Source organism: Brenneria roseae subsp. roseae, from assembly GCF_003115845.1.
In the GTDB taxonomy this organism is placed as follows: Bacteria; Pseudomonadota; Gammaproteobacteria; order Enterobacterales; family Enterobacteriaceae; genus Brenneria; species Brenneria roseae.
The window spans coordinates 436,899-458,313 of record NZ_KZ819023.1 but is presented as its reverse complement, the minus strand read 5'-3'; the positions used below and the strand labels follow the sequence as shown (position 1 = coordinate 458,313).

The window sequence follows — 21,415 nt, the reverse complement described above, 5'->3', positions numbered from 1 at the left end:
GCACTTACAGATATTCTTCCCCAAATTTGTGGGGATCCCTCAGACCTACCGGCCCCATAAATTATTGCAGACTAAAACCCTTCAAGAACAATCTTGCCCTGCGAGCGGCCGCTTTCAATCAGCTCATGCGCGCGTCGCAAATTTTCAGCATTAATGATTCCAAAATGGTTGCCCACGGTGGTGCGGAGCGTCCCGCTGTCAATCAGGGTACTCACGCGTTCCAGAATTTCGTGCTGACGAATCATATCCGGCGTCTGAAACAGAGAACGGGTAAACATCAGTTCCCAGTGCAGTGAGATGGCCTTCCGCTTCAGTGGAAGCGCATCGAGCGTCGCGGGATCGTCAATAATCCCGAATTTTCCCTGCGGCGCCAGAGCTTCAACAATCTGCGCATAATGTTTATCAGTTTGGGTCAGGCTGGCCACATAGCGCACCTGCGGAACCCCAATCCTGTTCAATTCTTCCGTCAGCGGGCGGGAATGGTCGATCACCTCGTGCGCGCCCAGAGTCCGTACCCATTCAGACGTAGAGGGCCGTGAAGCCGTACCAATCACCCGTAGCCCGGTCAATTGGCGAGCCAGTTGCGTCAGCATGGAGCCAACGCCTCCCGCCGCGCCAATAATCAGCAGCGCATCGCCTTCTCCAGCATCTTCTTCCACGCCTAACCGGTCGAACAATAGCTCCCAGGCAGTCAGGGAAGTCAGCGGCAGCGCCGCCGCGTCCGCATCGCTCAGCGAAGCCGGTTTGTGGCCGGCAATGCGCTCATCAACCAGACCATATTCCGCATAGGAACCCGGCCGATTGATTGACCCGGCGTAATACACCTCATCACCGGGCTTAAACAGCATGACGGCATCCCCCACCGCCTCGACCGACCCTACCGCATCCCATCCCAGAATACGCGGCTGGTCCGTTGGTGAATTGGTGCGAACTTTGGTATCCACCGGGTTGACTGCAATCGCCCGGATCTTCACCAGCAGGTCATGCGGGCCGGGTTCCGGTTTTGCTACCTCTGCGTCATACAGGGACTGAGAGTTTTGTATCGGTAAACCATGTTGGCTATAGACAACGGCTTTCATCACTGTTTTCTCCAGGCAATAATTTGAAAGATAAGGGGCTGTAACGTGGTGCTTGCTGCCTTGCGTCATGATATGACATGGTGATGCACAGCTTACGTTAGATGAATTTTCCTAATAATAGGTATATTAGATTAAGCCGTTAACGCCAGAAATGAAAACCTGCTTTCACGGCGAAACATAAAAAAGAGGAAGAAAAGAGGAAGCCATGCGTCTAAAGACAGCCGTTTTTCATTGGGCTGATTTATCCAATAATTACACATCAAGTTCGTATAATAGCGATGACCTGAAAAACGGCCGGTTGGATAATACACACAGGACCCGAAACGATGACCCGACACCTAAATAAAGACACCAAAGTTTGCATGTCCCTTGCCGCCCGTCCCAGTAACTTTGGCACGCGTTTCCATAATTATCTGTATGATGCGTTGGATCTGGATTATCTGTATAAGGCGTTTACCACGACGGATTTGGCCGGCGCCATCGGCGGCGTTCGTGCGCTGGGTATTCGCGGCTGCGCCATCTCCATGCCATTTAAAGAGGCCTGCATCCCGATGGTGGACGAGTTAGACGCCTCGGCGAAAGCCATCAACTCGGTCAATACTATCGTCAATACCGACGGTTATCTGAAAGCCTACAACACTGACTATATTGCGATTGCCAAACTGTTGGCGGATTACCGGGTGCCAAACGATCTCGTGTTCGCACTGCGCGGCAGCGGCGGCATGGCGAAAGCGGTGGCGTGCGCGCTGAAGGACGCCGGTTTCAGAAACGGGTATATCGTTGCCACCAACGAAAAAACCGGTAAATCGCTCGCGGCGCTGTACGATTACGAATGGCGTCCCAATACCGAGGGTCTGCGGGCCGATCTGCTGATCAACGCCACGCCGATCGGCATGGCCGGTGGCCCTGACGCCAACAAGCTTGCTTATAGCGAAAGCGAGGTTGACGCGGCCAGGGTGATTTTTGACGTGGTCGCGCTGCCGCCAGAGACGCCATTAATTCGCTATGCCCGCCAGCGAGGGAAAACGACGATCGCCGGTTCTGAAGTCTTCGCCATTCAGGCGGTAGAGCAATTCGCCCTTTATACCGGCATTCGTCCCGACGACGCATTATTCCAACAGGCGGCAGCCTATTCACGCCAGCAATAACCCCCTTTCATTGGGCGGGGATCAAATGCGAAAATTCTCTGGCAATCCGCTTTCATTTCTCCGGCGCGAAACAGAGCTCAACCTCACTACAGCTTTCACAGGATGGCGATCGGCAGATCAGTTCCCCATCCCGTGACAGGCACACCTGACGATAGAAAAACTTTTTCCAGCGCATGTTCTGCGTGTTCATTTCAACCAGCGGCGCAAAGCAGATGCTCATCAGCTCACGCAGTTCGGCCCGCGACGCCAGCCCCAAATCCTGCCATAGATGATTGAAACTCATTGATGCGCCAGCAATTAACCAGTGCATCGGCGCGGCGTCTTCATCCATATATTGCAAAAGCCAATTCGCCAGTTGTTCGCATTCCTGCCGGCGTGGCCGCAGTAACATACTCAGCAAGGCATCCTGCTGATCCAATGCGGCGGGACGTTCTGCCGCCTTCCGTCCCACTCGCCGCAGCAGCCGTTGCCAGTCGTCATCGTTCAGATTCATTTGCGCAGGAAAGCGTGCCAGACCGGCCAGATGATTGTCGACCAGATAGCGCAGCCATGCCAACGGTGTGGGTGGGATTGTCATTATGCCACCCCCTGCTGGTTGACCTCCAACCGGGTACGCTGCATCCGCCATTGTTCCAGCGTTTCGCGTACTGGCTGCCATGCGCCGCTCACACAAGGTTCGATACCTTCCGTTTCCAACCGCTGCCAGGGCGTCAGACCGATACGGGCACAAAATACCGCTTTGACATCCGCCAGCAGGGCAACGAGTTGATCCAGCCGCTCTTCCGGTTCACCTTCCTCGCAGTCCGTCGGGCTTTTGCAGTAGCGCTGAGTGAAGCGTTCGCCCAGCGGGATAATACCCGCGCGGGAAATACTGAAAATATGAAACCGATCCACATGACCAAAATGCCGATCGATGATCTCCCCTTGTCCGGTTGCGACCGCCACCAGACAGGCATCAGGCTCTTCCGATTCTCCCTGCGACGCGATGCTGGCCTGAATGCTCGCCCGGCGAAATAGCGCCGGCAGCCAGGACTCCTGCCGTTCAGGTAATGACGCCAGCGGAAACTCCTGACTACGGTCTTCCCCCAACATCCCTATCGCATCGGCGCGGCACTGTTGGCAATGCGCCATTTGCGGCATATGCCGTCCGCACTGACTGCGCACTTCCCCCAGCGTTTCCTCGTCCGGTTCACGCACGCCTTCCAGGCCAAACCGGGTGCCATGTTCGGGTTTGGCGATCAACGGCATCACGTTATGCAGCACCGCTCCCCACTGCCGCGCCTGCAAACTGACCTCACCAAGATGCGCGGCATTGATTTCCGGGATCAGTACGGAATTCACCTTCACCATAATACCGTGCTCTGCCAGTTTACGAATGCCCTCGCCCTGCCGTTCAATCAGCAGATCGGCGGCGATACGCCCGTTCAGCTTGTCGCCTTCGTACCACAGGCCGTCATAGATTTTTTCGGCAATCACCGAGTCAATGGCATTCACGGTAACGGTGACATGATCGACCCCGATATCCACCAGTCGATCGATGGCATCCGGCAGCATCAGGCCGTTGGTTGACAGACACAGTTTGATATCCGGCAGTTCCGCCCGCAATCCTTCCAGCGTCTTGAACGTGCGGGCCATATTGGCCAGCGGGTCGCCCGGCCCGGCGATACCAATCACCGACAGCTGCGGGATCTGCGACGCGACATATTTCGCTTTGGCAATCGCCTGTTCTGGCGACAGCAGCTCCGAGACAACGCCGGGGCGGGATTCATTACTGCAATCGAACTTACGGTTACAGTAGTTGCATTGCAGATTGCAGGCGGGCGCCACCGCCAAATGCATCCGGGCGTAGCGATGATGGGCCAGCGGAGAGTAACAAGGGTGACGGGACACTTTATCCGACTGTAAAGGAGTAAAATGTGCCGTATTCATCGGCCCGCATGACCGTTTACCTGAAAAAGATGCGTTGTCTGCCATATGCTTAACCTCGGTAATGAGCGACTTCACTTCTTTTTTGCAAACGGCATGCCGGGCGGAGAAAAATAAAAAGTGTTTATTAAATAACGTGTTATGCGTTTTATCCCTACCGCGCCATAACTGACATTGTCCGACAATGTATTGAATGCGACATTCCGTGATTCCCCCGGCGTAAATTACGCTGAGGGGAAAATAGCCGGATAGCTCACATCCTCTGCATATTGATATTCATAATCTGAATACGATACGCCACCTGACGCGGCGTCATCCCCAGCAGGCGGGCGGCTTTGGCCTGTACCCAGCCGGTGCGTTCCAGCGCCGCAATCAGGCGCTGCCGCTCATCCTGAATATTTTCAATGCTGGGTTCATGGTTCATATTCGTGACAACGTCACTGGCGATTTTGTTGCGATTGAACGGCGCCAGCGCGTTTTCTTTGTAATTAAACAAAATGACATCCCGGTCGATCAATCCGTCCTCTGCCATTACCGCCGCACGCTCCAGACAGTTTTCCAGTTCGCGCACATTACCCGGCCAGTCATAGTTCATCAGTAAACGTATTGCGCCTTCACTGATATGCAGTTCCCGTCCCTGCCGTTTACTGAGCTTGGCGATCAGAAACTGGGCCAGATCCTGTACATCCTCAAGCCGTTCGCGCAGCGGCGGTAAAAAAATCGGCATCACGTTCAGACGGTAATAGAGGTCTTCACGAAAATTCCCGGCTCTAACCTCATCCTCCAGATTCCGGTTGGTCGCCGCGATAATGCGCACATCCACACGCAGCGTTTCATCACCGCCGACGCGCTCCATTTCTCCTTCCTGCAAAATACGCAGCAGTTTGGTCTGAAACGATGCGCTGCTTTCGCCAATTTCATCCAGAAACAGCGTGCCGCCATCCGCCAGTTCAAAACGACCTTTACGCTGTTTGACCGCCCCGGTAAACGCCCCTTTTTCGTGGCCGAACAGTTCGCTTTCAAGCAGCGAATCGGGCAGGGCCGCGCAGTTGAATTTCACAAATGGCGTTCCGGCGCGTGGGGAGTTGTAATGAATGGCATTGGCGATCATCTCCTTACCCGTACCGCTTTCTCCCCGGATAAGCACCGTCGTATCCCAGCGCGACACCTGACGCATCAGATCGAAGATATGCCGCATCGGCTGGCTTTTACCGACGATATTGTCAAAACCATACTGCTGCTGAACTTTTCGGCGCAGGCTGTCGCGTTCACTGCGCAATGCCTCGTTCTCCCCTTTAGCATGACCGATTAACCGGACCGTTTGGGCGATCAGATTCGCCACCATTTCCAGAAAACGGGTGCTGGAAGGCAATCTGTCCTCATGCAGCTCCATGGGCTGGGCAGCCAATACCCCGAGCGGCATTTCATCCGGGCCGGGAATGGGCACGCAGATAAAAGGCAAAGCATAGTCATAGAGGTTAAGGCGATCCAAAAAGCGCGGATCGTCCGATACCCGGGGCAAAACCAGCGAAGTCCGCTGGCTCATCACGGCTCCCAGAATTCCCTCACCGACCCGATAGCGGACGCCCCGTCCCCCTTTGATCACCTGCGCCCCCGCCCCCTGCAACGCTTCGATAAACAGCGAGGCGCGGTCTTTATCAAACAGGCAGACCATGCCGTATTGCATAAACGCATGGTCGTGCAACGCCTGGATCATCTCTTCCAGCGTATGCTGCACATCCAGCGAATGGCTCAACGCCACGCTGATTTTATGTAGTGCCACAACCTGTTGCTGTAAATCCAAACGCCGGGAAAGCTGTTCTGTCGTCGGGAAATGTGCCATTTTTATCCTCCCAGGGCTTCGGCGGTGAGGTATAAACCATCAATCGGCAATATGAGCGTCATCAATGTGCTGCCGGATACCGTTTGTTCGGTGGTGACCGCCCCCCGCAGTTGCGACATGATCATCTGTATCAGGCGTAGCTCCATGCATTGTCCGGTTGCCAATATTTCCATCATCGGGCGAGCCGCTTCCTGCACAAAAGGCGGGAGATTATCCGTGACGCTAAAGTACAATCGCTGGCATTGCTGCCTGACCTGGATCGCGATCGTCACGTCATCGTGTATTTTTCCCGTTAACGCCAGACAGCGATCGAGCCACAGACTCAGGGCGGTCAGAATCAGCGTTCGCTGGCTGCGCAGGGTTAAATCGGGCGCGGAACAAGACCATTCCAGCTTGCCGGTCCGCCCCATTCGATACCGGTAAATATCGGCCAGATCCGTCATCATGGCGGTGAGCGAAATGCTGTCCTGCGATTCCTGATGCAAGGTCGGACGACAGGCGGTCAGACGCGAGATAGCGTCTTTCCCTTCGTTCCAGGCCGTGCGCAACGCGACATTATCGACGTCGGGATTCAGCCGCAACGCGGCGGACAGCATGTTTAACGGACAGCTGAGCTGAATTAACGCGGCATCCAGCGTTTCACGGATCGCCGCCATCATTTTGTTGACGCTAATCTGACGCTCAAGCTGGGACCGCCGCTCCTGCGTCATTTGTCGCTGCTGTTCGGTGCAATCGACAATCACCACCAACTGGCGCGGCGGCGCGCTATCGGTAAAGTAGAGACTGGCTTCTTCATTGACGGCGTGCAGCGGCCAGCAGCTCACCGAGAACCACCGCTGGACGCCGCGAATAACCAGCGGCGTCATGGCCGAAGGCTCGGTACGATTCAGGCAATCCAGCAACACCAGCGGCTCCTGTCCGTCACAATCGGCGCTGAGCGTTTTATACGCCAGATTGTCCATCACGATGCTTTGCGGCCCTTCCACCACGACAACGGCCGCCGGAATGTTATTCAGGACGGCGGAAATCAGCGTCATCTGATTACGAACCCGCTGCGCCAGCGCGTAACGTTCACTGATGTCTTTATGCATCCCCAGATAATGCTCAATTTCCCCCTGCGCATTGAAGATAGGGGAAATCGTGATTTCGGCCAGATACAGCGACATATCCTTGCGCTGGTTGATAATCTGACCGCTCCACGAATGGCCCCCTGAAATCGTCTCCCACAGAGACTGATATACTGAAACGGGCGTCTGATGGCTGGAGAGCAGATTATGATTGGCGCCCATTAATGTATGCAGCGAGTAGCCGCTCAGTTCACAAAAAGCGGGGTTGGCATACACAATATTTGCCCGGGGATCGGTAATAGAAATCGCCACTGAAGACTGTTCAACGGCCGTATGAAAGAGCGCCGCGTGCAGCCCCTTTCCTCCCAGCGATGATGTAATCAGGTGCACATCATCCAAGACTAACGATGAACTCATCCCGGCCCCTCCGGTTTGCATAACGCGTTCTGTCGGCTTCATGACAAATTGTCAGATTGCGGAACAGACATCGAACGACATGAAATACCCCTATGGAAAGTGCAAGATTTATTCCCTTCTGCAAAGAAATCGCAAAAACATTGATCATGGTATGGGTTTTTACCGCTATTGCCCTTTTTCTCGTTGCCTGTGATCGGTATCACGCTATTACACGCCCCCGCGTTGCTCACTTTTGGCGCAGCTTCTTGCACCTTGATTGCCCATTTATTGACCAGAACAAGCTGGCACGCCTTTCGCAATACCCCTCTGGGAATCTCGACCTGTGGGGGATCAATGAAAGAGATACTGTTAATCATGCTGGCCAATATTCTGGTCAACAATGTCGTACTGGCGCGCTTTTTGGGACTCTGTTCCTTTATGGGCGTAACGAATCAGGTCAAGGCTGCGGTGGGGATATCCATTGCGACCACGGTGGTCATCACGCTGGGTTCCGCATTAGGCTGGGTGATTGAATTCTGGATCCTGGCTCCGCTCGATCTGGTTTACCTGCGTTTGCTGTCCGTCATTCTGGTCATTGCGTCGCTGGTACAGTTGATTGAGATGGTGATTGCAAAACACAGCCCGACCCTCTACCGCTCACTGGGCATTTTTCTTCCGCTGATTACCACCAACTGCGCCGTGCTCGGTGTGGCGCTGCTGGTTCTTCAGGATCAACCGAGCTTTACGCACAGCGTACTCTTTGGTTTCAGCGCTTCGCTGGGCTATTCGCTGGTCATGATTATTTTTGCCGGGCTGAGAGAACGCCAGGCCAGCGCCCTCCCACCGCTGTTGTTCAAAGGCACGCCGCTCAATTTTATTACCGCCAGTATTCTGGCGCTGGCCTTTACCGGCTTTGCCGGATTGTCATCATAAGGAGACGGAGATGTTGCTACTGACTTTACTCGCTATTCCGCTCATCTCCGCGATGATCGGCGCATTGCTGGGTTATGCCGCAATCTACCTGAAAATAGAAAGTGACCCGATGGTTGATAGCATTGTGGCGTTACTACCAAGCGGCCAGTGTGGTCAGTGCGGCTATCCCGGCTGTCGTCAGGCCGCGGTCGCCATGGCCAGCGGCGAAGCGGCCGTTACCATCTGCTCGCCCGGCGGCAACGTTGTCGCGCAGCGCATTGCCGCCCTGATGGGCGTCAGTCTGGATGAGGACGGCGTTAAAGGGCCGATGGTGGCGATGATCACCCCCCAGGACTGTGACGGCTGCGGCCGTTGCGCAAAACAGTGCGCCTTCGATGCGATTATTGGCGCCACGCGTCAAGTACATGGCGTACTCAGTGAAGACTGTACCGGTTGCGGCACCTGCATAGACATTTGTCCGCAAAACGGCATTCACCTTTACGCCGATCCGCATCTTACCCCCATTGTCGCCAAACCCGGTTTCGCGCCGCGACAGGAGCCCAGCTATGCTTAAAGCCCTCACGACGCCCCACGGCGGCATCCGTCCTTATAGCCATAAATCCTTAACCCGCGAACGGGCTATTCGCCCGCTTCCCATGCCGGAGAAACTGATGCTGCCGCTGCGCCAGCACACCGGCGCGCCCGCTATTCCGGTGGTAAATATTGGTGACACCGTCACGTCAGGTCAGTGTCTGGCCCAGCCGTTTGGCCGAATGTCCGCACCGGTGCACAGTCCGGCAGAGGCGCTGGTGACGGAAATCGTGACCGGGGATACCGGATATATCCAACTGCGAACGCTGCCGGCCACCTCAAACGTCAGCCGGCTGGCAACCACGGAAGACAGCAGCGCCGATAGAATGCTCTCGCTCATCGCGCAGGCCGGTATTGTCGGTATGGGCGGAGCCATGTTTCCGGCGGCGGATAAAATCCGGCTGGCGATGCGTCACGAAATCAAATACCTGATCATCAACGGCGGCGAATGTGAACCTTATATCACCGCCGACGAACGCATGATGCAGGAGCAGGCAGAATTTTTGCTTGGCGGGATCCGCTATCTCCAGCAGTTGACCAGGGCCCGCCGGGTCTATATCGGCATTGAAGATAACAAACGCGAGGCCATTCTGCGCCTCGATCGCCTGTGTCAGGATGAACCCGATATCGATGTGGTTGCGCTGCCGTCCCTCTATCCCATGGGTTCCGCCAAGCAGCTGATAGAAGCGGTAACCGGGCAGCAGATCCCCCATAACAAACGCTCGCCGGAAATGGGCGTACTGGTTCAGAACGTCGGCACCTGTATCGCCATCTTCCATGCTATCCGCTTCCGTCAGCCGTTGACCCATCGGGTCATTACCGTCAGCGGCCGGGCGATTGAAGAACCCGGCAACCTGCTGGTGCCGATCGGCACGCCGATCAACACCATTATTGCCGCCTGCGGCGGGCTGAAAAGCACGCCGGCCCGGATGATCCTGGGAGGACCGATGATGGGGCGGGCGACAACCGACCTCAATGCCCCCATCACCAAAGGCACCAGCGGTTTGCTGTTGCTGACCGAAGATGAAATTCCCCAGCCGCACAGCAGCGCCTGTTTACGCTGCGGTCGCTGTGTGGATGCCTGTCCGATGGGGTTGCCGCCGCTGGCGATGCTGGCCGAACTGAAGATCGACGAACTGAATAACGCCCGCGATCTGGGGCTGAACAGCTGTTTACTTTGCGGCTCCTGCTCGTGGGTTTGCCCTGCTGTCCTGCCGCTGACCCAGTTTTTCGACTGGGGACAACAACAATTACGGCTGGAACAGCGCCGGGAGAATAAACTCCAGCGCGCCAGCGCCAACAGCCTGCGGCGGCAGGAACGCCTTGCCCGCGAAGCCGCCGAAAAAGCAGCGGCGAAAGCGGCCAGACCGTCCCGGCGCCGCAGCGCGACACCCGATGCGCCGATGGAGGGCTCCGCATGTTGACGTCACCTCATGTTCATCAGGGACTCAGTACCCAGAATCTGATGCATAAAGTCAATCTGGCGTTGATGCCGGTGGTTTTGCTGGGAATTATCCAGTTTGGCGCGCCCGCGTTGATGCTGATGTTCACCAGCATTGTCGCGGCATTGCTGTGTGAAGCAGCGTGTCTGCGGGCCAACCCGGCGTCGCTCGGCCATGTATTTGACGGCAGCGCGCTGCTCACCGCCCTGCTGTTTACCCTCAGCCTGCCCCCTCATGCACCGCTGTGGCTGGGCGCGTTCGGCTCTGCAATCGCCATCCTGCTGGGTAAGCATATTTATGGCGGGCTGGGGCAAAACCTGTTCAATCCGGCCATGCTGGCGCGCGTCGTGGTGCTGATTGCCTTTCCGGTACAAATGACGCACTGGGTCGTGCCTACCGAGTTCTGGAACGGCGCGGTCTATTCCCTGCATACCGACGGCACCACCAGCGCCACCTTGCTCGGTGCGTTCCGTGAACACACATCGGCCGCGTTCTCATGGGAAAACGCCCTGATAGGCACCCATAACGGCAGCTTCGGCGAAACCTCCACCCTCTTGTTGGCACTGAGCGGCCTGTGGTTATTGCAACAGCGGGTGTTCAGCTGGCATGCCCCTGTCGCCATGCTGATCGGCTGTCTGCTGCCGGGGCTGATCCAGTGGTTTATCGCCCCGCAATCTATTTTGCCGCCGCTGGCGCAGCTCACCACTGGCGGGTTGATGCTGGGCGCCGTCTTTATCATCACCGATCCGGTCACTGGCCCCGGTAGTCCACTTGGCCGCCTGTATTACGGCGCGCTGGCAGGCTTTCTGGTCTGGGCCATTCGCAGCTTTGGCAATTATCCCGAAGGCGTCGCCTTTGCCATCCTGCTGGTGAACGCCATTACCCCGCTGATTGATAGCTGGACCCGTCCACGGGCCTATGGCTATCGGACACAGAAGGAGAAATAACCATGGCCTCCGCTTTAGACTCCGGGCTGCGCTGGCCGCCGCGCAGCCATCCCATCAATCTGAGTCTGTTGCTCGGGACCTTTACCCTGCTAATCAGCCTGATGATTGCCGGGGCCTGGTGGGCGACCTATACCGAGATTGAACTGCGCCATCAGGAGGATACCCAGCGCCAGCTCGCGGCGGTCTTCCCCAACGCGCTGCATGACAACCCACTCAGCGGCAGCGAAGTCACATTGACGCTGGACGGCGCGCCGGTGCGCGTTTACCGGGCCACCCGGCAAGGCAATCCCAGCGGCGTCGTGATGTTCGGCGGCGAGAAAGGCTACAGCGGCATCATCAGTCTGCTGATCGGGATCGATGCCAACGGTGAACTGACTGGCGTGCGAGTGATCTCCCACACGGAAACGCCAGGGTTGGGCGACAAAATCGAATTGAGCCACGGTAACTGGATCCTGGGGTTTAATGGCAAATCGCTGCAAAACACCACTGAAAAACAGTGGCACGTCAAAAAAGACGGCGGCGATTTCGATGCGTTCACTGGCGCCACCATTACCCCGCGCGCCGTGGTGAAGGGCGTACACCAGACGCTGCAACTGTTCCAGCGCCATCGTGCTGAATTGCTTGGCTTGAGCGAGGAAAAATCCCATGAGTGAAATAACGGCAACACCGCCGGCGGAACGTCCGGCCTACCGCGACATTCTCGTCAGCGGCATCTGGACCAATAACATCACCTACGTACAGCTCCTCGGTCTGTGCCCGTTGATGGCCGTGACCACCACCGCCACCAACGGTTTCGGGATGGGCATCATAACCACCGCGGTATTGGTGGGGGCCAATCTGCTGGTGTCGCTGCTCCGGCATCTGACGCCGCATCAGATCCGTATTCCGGTTTATATCCTGATCATCTCCAGCCTGGTGACCGTGCTCGATCTGTTGATGAACGCCTGGATGCATGACCTGCATAAAATTCTTGGGCTGTTTATTCCGCTGATCGTGGCGAACTGCGCGCTGCTGGGCCGGGCGGAATCCTTTGCCGCCCACAATCCGCCGTTCGCCGCCACGCTGGACGGCATGGCGACGGGATTAGGCTTTACCCTTGGGGTGACGTCAATGGGGGCAATTCGCGAGATTATCGGCAGCGGAACGCTGTTTAGCGGCGCGGATCTGCTGCTCGGTCCGCAATTTCATTTTCTGGAAATGCATCTGCTGCCCGATTATGACGGTTTTCTGCTGATGCTATTGCCCCCCGGCGGTTTTGTCGTGATGGGATTTGTGCTGGCAGGCATTCGCGGCGTCAGGGTATGGCGCTACGGCACTGACGTACTGAAGAAAGACGGCGGCGCCAGTCCGGGTTGCGGCGCCGGATGCGGAGGCTGCCACGGATGAAATTCACCATCGCGCATGCCAACGGCTACCAAAGCCGCTGTATCGACATGGATCTGCCCGCGCCCGTCACCTTGCGCGAGGCGTTTCTGGCCTCTCCCTTGCCGGCGCTGTTTCCCTGGCTCGATCCGGATGTGCATCGCATGGGCGTTTTTGGACGCCTGTGCCCCGCCAACAGTGAAGTACATGAAGGCGATCGGGTAGAAATCTACCTGCCGATTGAACGTGCCGCCCAGGAGGCGGACGACGATGAAACGTAATTTAACCGCCCTTTTCTGGAATCCTTTTAAGGAGAATATAAACCATGAGCACTATCGGCATTTTCTTCGGTACTGATACCGGCAAAACCCGTAAGATCGCAAAACTGATCAAACAAAAACTGGGGGAACAGGCCGCTGAACCCGTGAACATCAACCGAGCCTCCGTTGACGATCTGCTGGCTTATGATGTACTGATCCTTGGCACCCCTACGCTGGGCGACGGTCAGCTTCCCGGTCTGGACGCCGAGTGTATGAGTGAGTCCTGGGCCGAATTTGCGGACGATCTGGCCAATGCCGATCTCAGCGGTAAAACCGTGGCGCTATTCGGACTCGGCGATCAGGTCGCCTACCCCGATGCCTTTGTCAACGCGCTCGGTGAGCTCTATGACATCGTCAGTGAAGCCGGCGCCAACATCATCGGCACATGGCCAGCCGAAGGTTACACGTTTAGCGACTCCTCCGCGCTGGAAAACGGCAGTTTCGTCGGTCTGGTTCTGGATCAGGATAATCAGCAGGATCTGACGGAGGCGCGGGTTACACAATGGGTCAGTCAGCTTCAGACCGCATTCTGATTTTTATCTCCCCGAACGTGCCTGCCCGGGCAGGCATCCCACTGTTATTTACAGCGATTCACTGGGCCTCGACGCTGATATGCAGCGTATCGTAGCGCCAATACTCCAGATCGCAATCAATGATGTGGTCATGCTGATCGCGGTTGATGCGGGTGATGAACAACGCGGGGCTGTTTTCGCTGGTTTTAAGCGCTGACGCGGCACATGGCGGAAAGATCGTAGGCAGCATGCCAAACCAGACCTTGCCATAGTGGATGCCATAACGTTGCAGATACAGTTCCGTCAGCGACTGCGTTAGATCTTCCTCCAGAATGCCGGGGAAAAAGGAGGGGTTCAGATAGTGCTCCACGTACAGCACCGCCCTGCCGTCGATACGCCTGACCCGACGTATACAATAGACGCGCTCGCCGGGCGTCAGTCCGAGATGGCGGCTTACCACCGCGGGGGCGCCAATTTCACTCACGTCCAGCACCCGGGTGTCGGGACGGCGGCCCTGTTCGCGCACGATAGCGTGAAAGTGGCTGCGGTTGAGCGGATTATAGTTAAGCCGCGGCGGGCTGACGAACCAGCCGCGGCGCTCCTCGCGGTAAATCTTTCCCTGAGCCTCAAGCTGGCTGAGCGCCTCGCGCAGCGTAATACGGGTGGTGGCGAAACGGGCGCTGAGAATACGCTCGGCGGGCAAACGCTCGTTGTGTGCCAGCTCCCCTTCATCCAGCCAGTTGGCAATCGCCTGACAGATCGCCGTGACCATTGTTCCGCGCGCAATTTGCCCGGCAGGCGTTGCATTGTCGTAGGGCAGGTTGTTCATGATATGCATTGTCATAGTGCGCCAGTTTACGGTAACTCAAGAGATTTTCTACAGACCTTAACAAAAAAACGCGCTCAGATTATATCGCCATAAAAGATTCATATTCTTTCGATAGATTGGTGCGGATCTTGCTGGACTAGACCAGCAATTATTTTTCCTCTCTTACCGGAGTGTGCATATATGAAACGATTGTTTGTCTCTGTGCTGACCACTGCGCTGGCGTTGGCCGGTCAGTCGGCTCTGGCCGCCACCGATGCCGATCTGACGCAACTGGAACAGGCCGCCCGCCAGGAAGGTCAGGTCAACAGCGTGGGAATGCCCGATAGCTGGGCCAACTGGAAGGATACATGGCGCGATCTGTCGGAAAAATACGGTCTGAAACACAGCGATACCGATATGAGTTCAGCGCAGGAAATCGCCAAATTTCAGGCGGAAAAAAACAATGCCAGCGCGGATATTGGCGATGTGGGCGCTTCGTTCGGTCCTGTCGCCGTTGCACAAGGCGTCACCCAGCCCTACAAACCCACCACCTGGGAACAGGTGCCGGATTGGGCTAAAGACAAAGACGGCCACTGGGCGCTGGCTTATACCGGCACCATCGCCTTTATCGTTAACAAGGATATCGTAAAAGACATCCCGCACAGTTGGGCGGACCTGCTCAACGGCAGTTATCGGGTGAACGTCGGCGACGTGGGAACGGCCGCTCAGGCCGTCAACGGCGTACTGGCCGCCACTTATGCCCTGGGCGGTGACGAAAAAAACCTCAAGCCCGGTCTGGATTTCTTCCAAAAACTGGCGGCGGCCGGTCGGCTGGGCTTGAACAACCCGACCATCGCCACGTTGGAAAAGGGAGAGATCGAAGTGGGTATCGTCTGGGATTTCAACGGTCTTAACTACCGCGACCAGATTGATCCGAATCGCTTTGAAGTATTAATCCCCGCCGATGGTTCCATCACCTCGGGCTACACCACCATCATCAACAAATACGCCAAACATCCCAATGCCGCCAAGCTGGCGCGTGAATACATCTTTTCCGACGCCGGGCAGCTCAATCTGGCGCGTGGCTACGCCCGTCCGATTCGCGTGGAAAATCTGACGCTGCCAGAAGATGTGAAAGCCAAACTGCTGCCGATCGAACAGTATAAGAACGCTCACCCGATCGCCGATCCCGCCGCCTGGGAGAACAGCGCCAAACAGCTGCCGCGCCAGTGGCAGGAAAACGTGATGATGGCAATGAAACAATAAAATAGGAAGTATGATGAAAACGGTGCTGGTGGTGCTGGACGGATTGAGTTTCCAGGTAGCCGAAATCGCGATGGGATATTTGCTGGGTGAATGTGCAGAAGGCCGAGGCCGGATGTATTCGTTGGAATGCGAACTGCCTTCGCTGTCCCGTCCGTTGTATGAATGTATTCTCACCGGTACGCCGCCGGTGCGCAGCGGTATTGTGCACAATGGCGTCAGCCGGTTATCCAACCAGCGCAGCATCTTTCATTATGCCCGCGCCGCCGATCTGACCACCGCGGCAGCGGCCTATTATTGGGTTTCCGAGCTTTATAACCGCACGCCGTTCGAACCGATCCGGGATCGCCACACCGAGGCGCCGGACCTGCCGATTCAATACGGCCATTTTTACCACGCCGACCACTACCCCGATTCGCATCTGTTCGAGGATGCGGAAAGTCTGAGGCGGCGCCATCAGCCGGACTTCCTGCTGATCCATCCGATGAATATTGATGACGCGGGACACCGTTGGGGGCTTTCGTCCCGCGAATACCGCAACGGCGCCCGCATCTCGGACGGACTGCTGTCCCACTATGTGCCGGACTGGCTGGCGGAAGGGTTGCAGGTGCTGGTTACCGCCGATCACGGCATGAACGACGATCGCAGCCACGGTGGCGCGCTCAGAGAAGAGCGGCAGGTGCCGTTATTCGTTTTCGGTCAGGAATTCAGTCTGGAGCCCGCCGCGCCGAAACAGACCGAGCTGTGCGGAACGATATGCGAGCTGCTGGGCGTGGCGCATGACAAATCAGTATGCCGGGATCTGTTGAAATGAAAAGGAAAGTCGTAGCCGCGCTGGTGATGCTGCCGTTCGCGCTGGTTTTTATCGCCTTCCAGGTGGCGCCGCTGTTGTGGATGGGCGTTTATAGCTTTAACCATGAGATGGAAGGATGGGGAATCGGCAATTATCGTGAAATCCTGACCTCGCCGTTCTACCTTCAGGCCATCGAATTTTCACTGCATATCACCTTCTGGTCCAGTCTGTTCGGCCTGCTGATCGCCTTGATTTGCAGTTACTCGCTGCATCGTCTTGGCAAAGGACGATTGCACGATCTGGTCCTGTCGTTTACCAACATGAGCAGTAATTTTACCGGTGTGCCGCTGGCCTTCGCCTTCATTATTCTGTTGGGGGCCAACGGTTGCGTCACGCTGTTGCTACGTCAGGCGGGTCTGCTGGGGGATTTTTCCCTGTATTCAAAAAACGGTCTGGTGCTGATCTATACCTATTTTCAGATCCCGCTCGGCGTGATGCTGCTCTACCCCGCTTTCGATACCCTGCGGGAGGACTGGCGTGAATCTGCCGCCCTGCTGGGAGCCAACACCGCCCGCTACTGGCGGTATATCGGTTTACCGGTGCTGATGCCCGCGCTGCTCGGCACCTTTGTGATCCTGCTGGCTAACGCGCTTGGTGCCTATGCCACGCTTTACGCGCTGACCGGCGGTAATTTCAATGCGGTTCCCATTCGGATTTCATCGCTGGTGGCGGGCGATCTGTTCCTCAATCCCAATATGGCCAGCGCTCTGGGGATGCTGCTGGTGGTGTTGATGACGCTGATTACCGTGATACATCAGTGGCTGATCCGCCGCGGCTATCGCCATGCCCGCTCATAACGCCAGGCGATTAACCGAAACCAGAGAGGAAAATCCCCGATGACACGTACCGAACACCGTTATCATCAGTTGATGGTCAGCCTATTGTGGCTGATTTTGATACTGCCGCTGGCGGCCACGCTGGTATATGCTTTTTCCAGCCAGTGGGGAGCCACGATTCTGCCCGATGGCTTCAGCCTGCAATGGATGATACGGCTTTGGCAGGATGAACGTTTCCTGTCCGCCCTCGCCCGGTCACTGCTGATTTGCGCAGGTGCGCTGCTGTTGTCGCTGCTGCTGGTGCTGCCGCTGATCTTCGTCATCGCTTACTACTTTCCCCGCCTCGACGCCATAATGAATATCCTGATCCTCCTGCCGTTTGCCGTACCGCCTATTGTCTCCTCGGTCGGCCTGTTGCAGATTTATGCCGACGGCCCCCTGCCGCTGGCGGGTACGCCCTGGATCCTGATCGGCTGTTACTTCACCATTGCCCTGCCTTTTATTTACCGGGCCGTGACCAACAATATGCATGCCATCCAACTGCGCGATCTGATGGATGCCGCCCAGCTTCTGGGCGCCAGTCCCCTCCGGGCGGCGTTGTGCGTAGTGCTGCCCAATCTGCGCAAAGGCTGTATGGTGGCGCTGCTGCTGTCGTTCTCCTTCCTGATCGGCGAATTTGTATTCGCCAATATGCTGGTGGGAAGCCGTTTCGAAACCTTGCAGGTCTATCTCTACAACATGCGCAACGAGAGCGGCCATTTCACCAGCGCGCTGGTGATTTCCTATTTCGTCGTGGTGTTGGTGCTGACGCTGGTCGCCAACGCCCTTAACCGGGACAAAGAGTAACAACATGTCTTATCTGAACGTTCAACAGTTGAATAAACATTACGGTCCGACGCAGGTGTTCGAAAACATTAATTTCACTGCGGAGGAAGGCGAGTTTGTTACGCTGCTCGGCCCAAGCGGCTGCGGCAAGTCAACGCTGCTGCGCTGTCTGGCCGGCCTCACGGAAGTGGATAGCGGACAGATTCTGTTGCATGGCAAGGATCTGACCCCCTTGCCGCCCCAGAAGCGCGACATTGGCATGGTTTTCCAGAGCTATGCCTTGTTTCCCAATATGACGGTGGCGGACAACGTGGCTTTCGGTATGAAGATGCAAAAGATCCCGGCGCAAGAAATGCTGACGCGCCGGGATCAGATACTGGAACTGGTGGAACTGAGCGCCTTCGCTCACCGCTATCCCCATCAACTGTCGGGCGGCCAGTGCCAGCGGGTGGCGCTGGCCCGTTCGCTGGTGACCCGTCCGCGCTTGCTGTTGCTGGACGAACCGCTGTCGGCGCTGGATGCCCGCATTCGTAAACATTTGCGTGAGCAGATCCGCAGCATTCAGCGTGAACTGAAGCTAACCGCCATTTTTGTGACCCACGATCAGGAGGAAGCGCTGACGCTCTCGGATCGGGTCGTACTGATGAATCAGGGCAAGATCGTACAGAACGGTCCGGCCGAAACCCTTTATGTCAGCCCGGTGAATGCCTTCGCCGCCGGATTCATCGGTAGCTATAATCTGCTGAGCGCCGAGCAGGCCGCGTTGCTCACGGGGGGACGATATCGCAGTCAGGTGGCGGTGCGCCCCGAGTCGATTACTCTGCTGCCGGAGGGACAAGGCGTGGCGGCCACCATTATCAGCCACAGTCTGCTGGGCAATGTGATCCGTTACCGGGTGCAGGCACAGGACGTGGAATTGCGGGTGGATGTGCTGAACCGCTCAGTGGCCGACCTCCGGCCTGACGGTAGCCGGATTGGGCTACAGCTTGATATGACGACATTGTGTGAGGTCGCATGAGTCTGGCGCTGTTTGATTTGGACGAGACACTGATTGACGGCGACTGTGCCAGCTTATGGAGTCAGTACATGTTCGAGCTCGGCTGGGTGAGCGATCCCGCGTTTATCCACACCGAACAGGCGATGATGCAACAGTACGCCGTCGGCGCACTGTCCATGGATGATTACATGCGCTTTACGCTGGCGCCACTGGCCGGACGCACGGTCGAAGAAGTGGCGAACAGCGTGGCCCGGTTTATTGAGGAAGTGATCCGCCCAACGCTGCGGCCCGCCGCTTTTCGCTGCGTGCAAGCGCATCGCGAACGAGGCGATCGCCTGGTTATCATTTCCGCCTCCGGGGCGCATCTGGTAGAACCCATAGCCCGATGCGTTGATATCCGTGAAACACTGAGCATCGATCTTGAAGTGCGGGATGGCCGCTATACCGGCCGCACTCAGGGCATTCTGACCTTCGGCGAAGGGAAAGTGACTCGCCTGTATCATCTGCTGGGAGGAGACGCACAAGCATTGACCGATGCCAGTTTTTATTCCGATTCCATCAACGATCTCCCGCTGCTGCAACAAGTGGGAGTCCCTTATGTCGTGAATCCTGACGACGCACTGCGACAGCAGGCGCAGCAGGCAGGATGGACGATACTGCACTGGTGAATATGCCGGCGCATTTACCGTGCGCCGATCGTCGCCAGCCATTGACGCAGGTACTGCTGACGCCGGGTTTCCTGCCACTGTTCGCGGATTTGCGCCAGTGCCTGCGCTTTGGGGATTTCGCTCGCAGGTTGAATAGCTTCACACCATAGAATATGCAGTCCCATTGCCGTTTCCACGATCGGGCTGAGCGTATCCGTCTGCATGGAAAAAAGCATGGCGTCCAATTCCGGGTATAGCATACCGCGCTTTATCCACCCCAGTTTGCCGCCTTCCAGCGCCGTCGGACACTCGGAAAAACGTGCCGCCAGGCGAGCGAAACGGCGGGGGTCCATCTGTAACCGATGTTGCAGCGCCGCCATGCGGTCGGCCACCGCCACCCGCGTTGAATCAGCCGGTGCGTCGTCAATCACCAGCAGCAAGTGATGCGCCAGACGTTTCTCCGGTTGCTGAAAGCGATGCGCATTCTGCTGATACCATGTTTCAACCTCACCGTCGCTGACCGGCGGCGCCTGCCCGGCGACCGCATCCAACACGGCGGTTAATGTCGCTTCATGCGTCAGCGCCTGTAGCAGCCCGGCGTCATCAATACCGGCATGTCGCAACGCCGCCAGCCAGGACGGTTCATCATCGAAAAACGTGCGCAGAACATATTGCGCGGTCATGATGCCGTGTTCGTCCGCCCGGATACCCTGCTGCTCCGCCCGTTCGCTGATGGCGCGTTCCAGTTTCCACTGGCGCGCCAACTGGATGACGAATAAACGCCGCTGTTCTTCCGTTTGTTGCCACGGCAGGCACTGATGCAGCGATAAGGAAAGCTTCAGACGGGAATAACGCTGCCACATGGAAAGCGTTTCAGCATTACAGGCCGTCATGATCAATGGCCTCCAGTGCATGTTCCGGTACCTGCAATAATGTCCCGCCAAACAGGACGATGAACTGCATCGGCCGTGTGCCGTGTTCAACGCCCATGACCTGACCGACATCCCCGGCCTGCACGCGGATATGATGATCGGTTGCCAGAATCATCGAGGCGGAAACCCAGTCGCCATATTGAAACGCGCCCTCAACCCACGGCGCACTGGCCGGAATCAACTCCTGTTCGCGACACCCGACGATACGGTCATCATCAATAAAATGGACCTGATAGATGATGTTATCCTGCAAAAACGTCCCCCATTCGCGCACATAGCCGATGGTGCCGCGACGCACCAACAGCTCGCCGCGCGCTTTGTTCGGGAACGTCCCGTCGTTACGTACGCTTCTGATCACCCGCACCGCCTCACCAAACGCAAATCGGGGTTTCATGTTACGTCTCCTTCATCATCCAGTAATAGCCAGGGAATGAAACAGCGGACGGTACGTTGATAGACTTTCAACTCTGAACGTTCACGCAATTCACCGCTGACGACGAACAGATAACTTTCCCGCAACATGGTCCGCACCTGATCCAAGCGAAACTGTTGGCGTTGTTGCGGGGGCATCAGCGGTTCTTCCGCGGGATGGTATTGCCGCAAACGGCGGCTGAAGGCATGCAGGATATGCAAATGCCGGACCTGCACCTGTTGCGCATCAAAGGGGATCGCAAAAAAATGCAGAAAATCCTCGGCGCTTTCCAACTGACTCACGCCGGGCAGTTCATCAAACCAATCCATAACGCTACCTCTTACCACTCGCTTGCCC

At 56.7% G+C, this 21,415-nt stretch carries 24 protein-coding genes; 15 read left to right on the top strand and 9 right to left on the bottom strand.

What is annotated here, in order from left to right:
• Positions 1–71: 71 nt before the first annotated feature.
• Positions 72–1,079 carry a zinc-binding alcohol dehydrogenase family protein gene (locus DDT52_RS04355; protein WP_136155286.1) on the bottom strand — a complete coding sequence of 336 codons (1,008 nt, stop codon included), beginning with the start codon at positions 1,077–1,079 and terminating at the stop codon, positions 72–74.
• Positions 1,080–1,405: 326 nt separating this feature from the next.
• On the opposite strand from DDT52_RS04355, the gene DDT52_RS04350 reads away from it, so the two are divergent.
• On the top strand, positions 1,406–2,227 hold the full coding sequence (locus DDT52_RS04350; RefSeq protein ID WP_136155259.1) for a shikimate 5-dehydrogenase: 822 nt from the start codon (positions 1,406–1,408) through the stop codon (positions 2,225–2,227).
• Between the two features lie 52 nt (positions 2,228–2,279).
• Here DDT52_RS04350 and DDT52_RS04345 read toward each other — a convergent pair whose 3' ends face one another.
• The 4 genes from DDT52_RS04345 to nifL all read right to left on the bottom strand — a co-directional run bounded on the left by DDT52_RS04345 (position 2,280) and on the right by nifL (position 7,480).
• The gene (locus tag DDT52_RS04345; protein ID WP_136155258.1) at positions 2,280–2,804 is read right to left on the bottom strand and encodes a nitrogen fixation protein NifQ; all 525 of its coding nucleotides are present in this window, start codon (positions 2,802–2,804) and stop codon (positions 2,280–2,282) included.
• A complete protein-coding gene (gene nifB / locus DDT52_RS04340; RefSeq protein WP_136155257.1) occupies positions 2,804–4,201 on the bottom strand; it encodes a nitrogenase cofactor biosynthesis protein NifB in 1,398 nt (465 codons plus the stop codon). Before nifB ends, DDT52_RS04345 begins: the two co-directional genes overlap by 1 nt.
• Positions 4,202–4,406: 205 nt before the next feature.
• Positions 4,407–5,996, bottom strand: coding sequence for a nif-specific transcriptional activator NifA (gene nifA / locus DDT52_RS04335; RefSeq protein WP_136155256.1), 1,590 nt, complete (start codon positions 5,994–5,996; stop codon positions 4,407–4,409).
• A 2-nt stretch (positions 5,997–5,998) separates the two neighbouring features.
• Positions 5,999–7,480, bottom strand: a complete 1,482-nt coding sequence (gene nifL, locus DDT52_RS04330; protein ID WP_136155255.1) for a nitrogen fixation negative regulator NifL — start codon at positions 7,478–7,480, stop codon at positions 5,999–6,001.
• A 333-nt stretch (positions 7,481–7,813) separates the two neighbouring features.
• Here nifL and rsxA point away from each other — a divergent pair, with 333 nt between their 5' ends.
• The 8 genes from rsxA to DDT52_RS04290 are packed head-to-tail and all read left to right on the top strand — an operon-like array spanning position 7,814 to position 13,566.
• Positions 7,814–8,392, top strand: a complete 579-nt coding sequence (rsxA, locus tag DDT52_RS04325; RefSeq protein WP_136155254.1) for an electron transport complex subunit RsxA — start codon at positions 7,814–7,816, stop codon at positions 8,390–8,392.
• A 10-nt stretch (positions 8,393–8,402) separates the two neighbouring features.
• Positions 8,403–8,945 carry an RnfABCDGE type electron transport complex subunit B gene (locus DDT52_RS04320; RefSeq protein ID WP_136155253.1) on the top strand — a complete coding sequence of 181 codons (543 nt, stop codon included), beginning with the start codon at positions 8,403–8,405 and terminating at the stop codon, positions 8,943–8,945.
• The gene (gene rsxC / locus DDT52_RS04315) at positions 8,938–10,386 is read left to right on the top strand and encodes an electron transport complex subunit RsxC (RefSeq protein ID WP_136155252.1); all 1,449 of its coding nucleotides are present in this window, start codon (positions 8,938–8,940) and stop codon (positions 10,384–10,386) included. Before DDT52_RS04320 ends, rsxC begins: the two co-directional genes overlap by 8 nt.
• Positions 10,380–11,351: an RnfABCDGE type electron transport complex subunit D gene (locus DDT52_RS04310; RefSeq protein WP_136155251.1), complete on the top strand. Its 972-nt coding sequence runs from the start codon at positions 10,380–10,382 to the stop codon at positions 11,349–11,351. Before rsxC ends, DDT52_RS04310 begins: the two co-directional genes overlap by 7 nt.
• 2 nt (positions 11,352–11,353) lie before the next feature.
• Positions 11,354–12,004 carry an electron transport complex subunit RsxG gene (rsxG, locus tag DDT52_RS04305; protein ID WP_136155250.1) on the top strand — a complete coding sequence of 217 codons (651 nt, stop codon included), beginning with the start codon at positions 11,354–11,356 and terminating at the stop codon, positions 12,002–12,004.
• Entirely contained in the window at positions 11,997–12,737 is a 741-nt protein-coding gene (locus DDT52_RS04300; protein ID WP_136155249.1) for an electron transport complex subunit E, read from the top strand. Before rsxG ends, DDT52_RS04300 begins: the two co-directional genes overlap by 8 nt.
• The gene (locus DDT52_RS04295) at positions 12,734–12,994 is read left to right on the top strand and encodes an RnfH family protein (protein WP_136155248.1); all 261 of its coding nucleotides are present in this window, start codon (positions 12,734–12,736) and stop codon (positions 12,992–12,994) included. The genes DDT52_RS04300 and DDT52_RS04295 overlap by 4 nt, the downstream gene beginning before the upstream one ends.
• A gap of 44 nt (positions 12,995–13,038) precedes the next feature.
• The gene (locus DDT52_RS04290; RefSeq protein WP_136155247.1) at positions 13,039–13,566 is read left to right on the top strand and encodes a flavodoxin; all 528 of its coding nucleotides are present in this window, start codon (positions 13,039–13,041) and stop codon (positions 13,564–13,566) included.
• 58 nt (positions 13,567–13,624) lie between these two features.
• Here DDT52_RS04290 and DDT52_RS04285 read toward each other — a convergent pair whose 3' ends face one another.
• A complete protein-coding gene (locus tag DDT52_RS04285) occupies positions 13,625–14,317 on the bottom strand; it encodes a UTRA domain-containing protein (RefSeq protein ID WP_136155285.1) in 693 nt (230 codons plus the stop codon).
• 237 nt (positions 14,318–14,554) lie between these two features.
• Here DDT52_RS04285 and DDT52_RS04280 point away from each other — a divergent pair, with 237 nt between their 5' ends.
• From DDT52_RS04280 to DDT52_RS04255, 6 genes are read left to right on the top strand one after another with little or no spacing between them, the layout of a single operon-like run.
• On the top strand, positions 14,555–15,619 hold the full coding sequence (locus tag DDT52_RS04280; RefSeq protein ID WP_136155246.1) for an ABC transporter substrate-binding protein: 1,065 nt from the start codon (positions 14,555–14,557) through the stop codon (positions 15,617–15,619).
• Between the two features lie 13 nt (positions 15,620–15,632).
• Entirely contained in the window at positions 15,633–16,430 is a 798-nt protein-coding gene (locus DDT52_RS04275) for an alkaline phosphatase family protein (RefSeq protein WP_136155284.1), read from the top strand.
• Complete coding sequence (locus DDT52_RS04270; protein ID WP_136155245.1) at positions 16,427–17,266, top strand: ABC transporter permease; 840 nt, start codon at positions 16,427–16,429, stop codon at positions 17,264–17,266. The genes DDT52_RS04275 and DDT52_RS04270 overlap by 4 nt, the downstream gene beginning before the upstream one ends.
• A gap of 39 nt (positions 17,267–17,305) precedes the next feature.
• Positions 17,306–18,091, top strand: coding sequence for an ABC transporter permease (locus DDT52_RS04265; protein ID WP_136155244.1), 786 nt, complete (start codon positions 17,306–17,308; stop codon positions 18,089–18,091).
• A 4-nt stretch (positions 18,092–18,095) separates the two neighbouring features.
• Positions 18,096–19,088: an ABC transporter ATP-binding protein gene (locus tag DDT52_RS04260; RefSeq protein WP_136155243.1), complete on the top strand. Its 993-nt coding sequence runs from the start codon at positions 18,096–18,098 to the stop codon at positions 19,086–19,088.
• Positions 19,085–19,735 (top strand): HAD family hydrolase, encoded by a 651-nt coding sequence (locus DDT52_RS04255; protein WP_136155242.1) that lies wholly within the window; start codon positions 19,085–19,087, stop codon positions 19,733–19,735. The genes DDT52_RS04260 and DDT52_RS04255 overlap by 4 nt, the downstream gene beginning before the upstream one ends.
• Before the next feature lie 14 nt (positions 19,736–19,749).
• On the opposite strand, the gene nifM is transcribed toward DDT52_RS04255, so the two are convergent.
• From nifM to DDT52_RS04240, 3 genes are read right to left on the bottom strand one after another with little or no spacing between them, the layout of a single operon-like run.
• The gene (nifM, locus tag DDT52_RS04250; RefSeq protein ID WP_168709725.1) at positions 19,750–20,607 is read right to left on the bottom strand and encodes a nitrogen fixation protein NifM; all 858 of its coding nucleotides are present in this window, start codon (positions 20,605–20,607) and stop codon (positions 19,750–19,752) included.
• Positions 20,594–21,040 carry a nitrogen fixation protein NifZ gene (locus DDT52_RS04245; RefSeq protein WP_136155240.1) on the bottom strand — a complete coding sequence of 149 codons (447 nt, stop codon included), beginning with the start codon at positions 21,038–21,040 and terminating at the stop codon, positions 20,594–20,596. The genes nifM and DDT52_RS04245 overlap by 14 nt, the downstream gene beginning before the upstream one ends.
• Positions 21,037–21,387: a nitrogenase-stabilizing/protective protein NifW gene (locus DDT52_RS04240; RefSeq protein ID WP_136155239.1), complete on the bottom strand. Its 351-nt coding sequence runs from the start codon at positions 21,385–21,387 to the stop codon at positions 21,037–21,039. The genes DDT52_RS04245 and DDT52_RS04240 overlap by 4 nt, the downstream gene beginning before the upstream one ends.
• Positions 21,388–21,415 lie beyond the last annotated feature (28 nt).

Coding starts and splice junctions, on each gene's coding strand:
- DDT52_RS04355 (WP_136155286.1), bottom strand. CDS start 1,079: ATGAAAGCCGTTGTCTATAGCCAACATGGTTTACCGATACAAAACTCT.
- DDT52_RS04350 (WP_136155259.1), top strand. CDS start 1,406: ATGACCCGACACCTAAATAAAGACACCAAAGTTTGCATGTCCCTTGCC.
- DDT52_RS04345 (WP_136155258.1), bottom strand. CDS start 2,804: ATGACAATCCCACCCACACCGTTGGCATGGCTGCGCTATCTGGTCGAC.
- nifB (WP_136155257.1), bottom strand. CDS start 4,201: ATGGCAGACAACGCATCTTTTTCAGGTAAACGGTCATGCGGGCCGATG.
- nifA (WP_136155256.1), bottom strand. CDS start 5,996: ATGGCACATTTCCCGACGACAGAACAGCTTTCCCGGCGTTTGGATTTA.
- nifL (WP_136155255.1), bottom strand. CDS start 7,480: ATGAGTTCATCGTTAGTCTTGGATGATGTGCACCTGATTACATCATCG.
- rsxA (WP_136155254.1), top strand. CDS start 7,814: ATGAAAGAGATACTGTTAATCATGCTGGCCAATATTCTGGTCAACAAT.
- DDT52_RS04320 (WP_136155253.1), top strand. CDS start 8,403: ATGTTGCTACTGACTTTACTCGCTATTCCGCTCATCTCCGCGATGATC.
- rsxC (WP_136155252.1), top strand. CDS start 8,938: ATGCTTAAAGCCCTCACGACGCCCCACGGCGGCATCCGTCCTTATAGC.
- DDT52_RS04310 (WP_136155251.1), top strand. CDS start 10,380: ATGTTGACGTCACCTCATGTTCATCAGGGACTCAGTACCCAGAATCTG.
- rsxG (WP_136155250.1), top strand. CDS start 11,354: ATGGCCTCCGCTTTAGACTCCGGGCTGCGCTGGCCGCCGCGCAGCCAT.
- DDT52_RS04300 (WP_136155249.1), top strand. CDS start 11,997: ATGAGTGAAATAACGGCAACACCGCCGGCGGAACGTCCGGCCTACCGC.
- DDT52_RS04295 (WP_136155248.1), top strand. CDS start 12,734: ATGAAATTCACCATCGCGCATGCCAACGGCTACCAAAGCCGCTGTATC.
- DDT52_RS04290 (WP_136155247.1), top strand. CDS start 13,039: ATGAGCACTATCGGCATTTTCTTCGGTACTGATACCGGCAAAACCCGT.
- DDT52_RS04285 (WP_136155285.1), bottom strand. CDS start 14,317: ATGGTCACGGCGATCTGTCAGGCGATTGCCAACTGGCTGGATGAAGGG.
- DDT52_RS04280 (WP_136155246.1), top strand. CDS start 14,555: ATGAAACGATTGTTTGTCTCTGTGCTGACCACTGCGCTGGCGTTGGCC.
- DDT52_RS04275 (WP_136155284.1), top strand. CDS start 15,633: ATGAAAACGGTGCTGGTGGTGCTGGACGGATTGAGTTTCCAGGTAGCC.
- DDT52_RS04270 (WP_136155245.1), top strand. CDS start 16,427: ATGAAAAGGAAAGTCGTAGCCGCGCTGGTGATGCTGCCGTTCGCGCTG.
- DDT52_RS04265 (WP_136155244.1), top strand. CDS start 17,306: ATGACACGTACCGAACACCGTTATCATCAGTTGATGGTCAGCCTATTG.
- DDT52_RS04260 (WP_136155243.1), top strand. CDS start 18,096: ATGTCTTATCTGAACGTTCAACAGTTGAATAAACATTACGGTCCGACG.
- DDT52_RS04255 (WP_136155242.1), top strand. CDS start 19,085: ATGAGTCTGGCGCTGTTTGATTTGGACGAGACACTGATTGACGGCGAC.
- nifM (WP_168709725.1), bottom strand. CDS start 20,607: ATGACGGCCTGTAATGCTGAAACGCTTTCCATGTGGCAGCGTTATTCC.
- DDT52_RS04245 (WP_136155240.1), bottom strand. CDS start 21,040: ATGAAACCCCGATTTGCGTTTGGTGAGGCGGTGCGGGTGATCAGAAGC.
- DDT52_RS04240 (WP_136155239.1), bottom strand. CDS start 21,387: ATGGATTGGTTTGATGAACTGCCCGGCGTGAGTCAGTTGGAAAGCGCC.